The sequence below is a fragment of the Pseudoflavonifractor sp. 524-17 genome, assembly GCF_009935845.1.
In the GTDB taxonomy this organism is placed as follows: Bacteria; Bacillota; Clostridia; order Oscillospirales; family Oscillospiraceae; genus Pseudoflavonifractor_A.
This window is the reverse complement of the sequence record NZ_QWEK01000100.1, coordinates 1-3080: the sequence shown is the minus strand read 5'-3', so window position 1 is coordinate 3080 and position 3080 is coordinate 1. Positions and strand designations below refer to the sequence as shown.

3 protein-coding genes are annotated in these 3080 nt (G+C 59.4%); all 3 read left to right on the top strand.

Features of this window, described 5'->3' with window-relative positions:
* Positions 1-1557 (top strand): VirB4-like conjugal transfer ATPase, CD1110 family (locus D1159_RS18550; RefSeq protein WP_161847073.1); only part of this gene is annotated, 1557 nt, incomplete at its 5' end.
* A gap of 1 nt (position 1558) precedes the next feature.
* A complete protein-coding gene (locus D1159_RS18545) occupies positions 1559-2008 on the top strand; it encodes a hypothetical protein (protein WP_161847072.1) in 450 nt (149 codons plus the stop codon).
* 32 nt (positions 2009-2040) lie between these two features.
* Entirely contained in the window at positions 2041-3021 is a 981-nt protein-coding gene (locus D1159_RS18540) for a CD1108 family mobile element protein (protein ID WP_161847071.1), read from the top strand.
* Positions 3022-3080: the final 59 nt, after the last annotated feature.

Genomic DNA, 3080 nt, shown 5'->3' with positions numbered 1-3080 from the left:
TACGGTTCCCGGAGAGGGTGGTGCAGACCTACCGCCGAAATGCGGCAAGGCGGCACTTCCCTACTCTACCAGAAAAAGGCGGTCCGGGCTGGATATGACATGGAGATCCTCCCGTCAGACCTGGCCACCTACGGCGCGGAGGCCAAGACGCTGCTGGAGGACCTGCAATCCCGCAATGAGCGGATGTTCCTCGTCACCATGCTGGTAATGAACACGGCGGAGAGCCGGCAGAAGCTGGAGAACAACGTGTTCCAGGCGGCGGGGATCGCCCAGAAGTACAACTGCGCCCTGCGGCGGCTGGACTACCAGCAGGAACAGGGGCTGATGTCCTCCCTTCCCCTGGGCAGAAACCAGATCAGCATCCAGCGGGGCTTGACCACCTCAAGCACCGCTATTTTTGTGCCCTTCACCACCCAGGAGCTTTTCATGCAGGGGGAAGCCCTCTACTACGGTCTGAACGCCCTCAGCAATAACCTGATTATGGCGGACCGAAAGGCTCTTAAAAACCCCAACGGCCTGATCCTCGGCACCCCCGGCTCCGGCAAGTCCTTTTCAGCCAAGCGGGAGATCGCCAATGTGTTCCTCGTCACCGATGATGACATCGTTATCTGCGACCCGGAATCGGAATATGGGCCGCTGGTGGAGCATCTGCATGGGCAGGTCATACACATCTCGCCCACCTCCGCGGACTACCTCAACCCCATGGACCTGAACCTCAATTACAGCGACGATGAAAACCCGCTTTCCCTGAAAAGCGACTTCCTGCTCTCCCTGTGTGAGCTGATCGTGGGCGGCAAGGACGGCTTGCAGCCGGTGGAAAAGACCATCATTGACCGCTGTGTGCGGACGGTCTATCGGGACTACCTGAACGACCCGCGGCCTGAAAATATGCCCATTTTAGAGGACCTGTATAACGAGCTGCGGCGGCAGGAGGAAAAGGAGGCGCAGTATATCGCCACCGCGCTTGAAATCTATGTCACCGGCTCCCTCAATGTGTTCAACCACCGCACGAATATCAATATTGACAGCCGCATTGTCAGCTTTGACATCAAAGAGCTGGGCAAGCAGTTAAAGAAAATCGGGATGCTCATTGTGCAGGACGCGGTGTGGAACCGCGTCACCGTCAACCGCGAGGCCCACAAGTCCACCCGCTACTACATCGACGAGATGCACCTTTTGCTCCGCGAGGAGCAGACGGCGGCGTATACGGTGGAAATCTGGAAGCGTTTTCGCAAATGGGGCGGCATCCCGACAGGCATCACCCAGAATGTGAAAGACCTGCTTTCCTCCCGCGAGGTGGAGAATATCTTTGAGAACAGCGACTATATCTATATGCTCAATCAGGCGAACGGGGACCGCCAGATTTTAGCCAAGCAGCTCAATATCTCCACCCACCAGCTCTCCTATGTGACCCATTCCAGCGAGGGCGAGGGGCTGCTGTTCTACGGAAACATCATCCTGCCCTTTGTGGACCGTTTCCCCAAGGACACCGAGCTGTACCGCATTATGACCACCAAGCCCCAGGAACAGGCGGCTGCAAACGGATTGGAGGTATGATATGGACAATGTTTTTATGATCCACCTGGACGATTATATCCGGCACATCGACGAAAAGCTGGAGCTTTACGCCATGCTGCGCCAGTTGGAGGACGCCATCGGCAAGCTGCCGGAGTGCCGGTCCACCGCCGAGGCGCACCGGCGCATGGCGGCGTTTTCTCCCAAGCTCAAAGAGCTGTGGGAGGGCTGGAACATCCCCCGGCGCTATCTCGTCAGCGGGGAGCTGGACGATCTGTGCGATGTCATGGACGATGAGCTGATGGAGCCGGAGGACGCCGGCTATTTCAGCGAGGGCAGCGACATCCGCGCCGGTGGGGACGCGCCGGCTGTCCCTAAACTGGCCGACCATGAGCTGCTGCTGGGGCTGATGGACACCGCCGACAAGCTCTATGACAACTATGCCGCCCTGATCGAGCTGGCGCGCCGGCAGCTCCGTTGCTGTGAACAGTGACGGTGCTGCGGCGGGAAAGGAGGTGAGCGTCTATGGCGGTCAGGCTGCAATTTACCGAGGAAGAATTAGCCGACTCCAAGCTGAAAAAGGCTGCGCACAAGGCCCAGCGCCGGACGGATAAGTTGGAAAAGGCGGAGAAAAAGCTCCCGAAGAAAACGGTCCGAAAGCCCGTCCGCACCGTTGACCCGCAGACCGGCAGGGTGAAAACCACCCTGCAATTTGCGGAGGTCACGAAAAAGCCGCCCTCCTCCAAGCTGACGCAGACGGCGGTGGCAGATACCGCCCTTGCCAAGTTCCACCATGAGGCGCGGGAGGCCGGAGAGGACAACAGCGGTGTGGAGGCGGCAAACACCATGACGCAGACGGCAGAGGACGGCGTTCACGCCGCCCGCAGCGTCTACCGCAGTCACAGGGCCAAACCATACCGCACAGCGGCGCGGGCGGAGAAACGGGCGGACCGCGCCAATGTCTCCGCGCTGAAACAGGAGTTTTCCCAGCAAAACGGCGGCTTTTCCAGCAACCCCTACTCCCGCTGGCAGCAGAAACGCGCCATCAAAAAGGAGTACGCCAGGGCAAAAAAGGCCGGGGGCCAGACCGTCAGCGCCGCGCAGACCTCCGCAAAGGCGGCGGAAAAGGCCGCAGAGGGCAGCAAAAAGGCGGGTCAGTTTATCGCCCGCCATAAAAAGGGCTTTCTCATCGTGGGTGCGCTGGGGCTGATCGTGGCGATGTTCCTCTCCCTGTTTTCCTCCTGCTCTATGTTTTTGCAGGGCGGCGCGGGTGGTGTGGCGCTCTCCACCTACCCCAGCGAGGACAGCGAGATGCTGGCGGCGGAGGCGGCATACGCCGGGATGGAGGCCGAGCTGCAAAGCTATCTGGACACCTATGAGAGTACCCACGACTATGATGAGTACCACTACGATCTGGACAGCATCGAGCATGACCCCTATGTGCTGATCTCCTACATTACCGCCTACCTGGGCGGCGAGTGGACAATGTATGGGTTCCGTCTATAAACACTGCCGCCGGAGACAGCGCCCCCGCTGTTCCTGCCTCATTCAGCACCCATTGGAAT

Bases quoted from the DNA above. Each gene is read 5' to 3' on its own strand.
- D1159_RS18540 (WP_161847071.1), top strand. From the start codon at position 2,041: ATGGCGGTCAGGCTGCAATTTACCGAGGAAGAATTAGCCGACTCCAAG.
- D1159_RS18545 (WP_161847072.1), top strand. From the start codon at position 1,559: ATGGACAATGTTTTTATGATCCACCTGGACGATTATATCCGGCACATC.